Genomic DNA, 277 nt, shown 5'->3' on the forward strand with positions numbered 1-277 from the left:
ATCCTGGACCCGCCAGGCGGCCATCCACATTGGACACCAGTGGGATCACGGGCTCGGCCGCTGCGAGAGTCGCCGCCGATTCCGCGAACTCGCCCAATATCGGCTCCATCATCGGTGAATGGAACGCGTGTGAGACATTCAAACGTGTCGCTTGGACGGAATGCCGTTGAAGATACTCACCAATCTGTTCGATCGAGTGTTCAACACCCGCGACAACTACGGCGTCCGGTCCGTTGACCGCAGCAATGTCGACGTCGTTGATCGCCAGGTCCTCGAG

General features: G+C 59.6%; 1 protein-coding gene. It reads right to left on the reverse strand.

Features of this window, described 5'->3' with window-relative positions:
• The coding region (locus GV790_RS31955) for an acyltransferase domain-containing protein (protein WP_375139448.1) at window positions 1–268 on the reverse strand (268 nt) is incomplete at its 3' end.
• Between the last annotated feature and the right edge of the window lie 9 nt (window positions 269–277).

The organism is Nocardia cyriacigeorgica (assembly GCF_010858045.1).
Taxonomy (GTDB): domain Bacteria; phylum Actinomycetota; class Actinomycetes; order Mycobacteriales; family Mycobacteriaceae; genus Nocardia; species Nocardia cyriacigeorgica_E.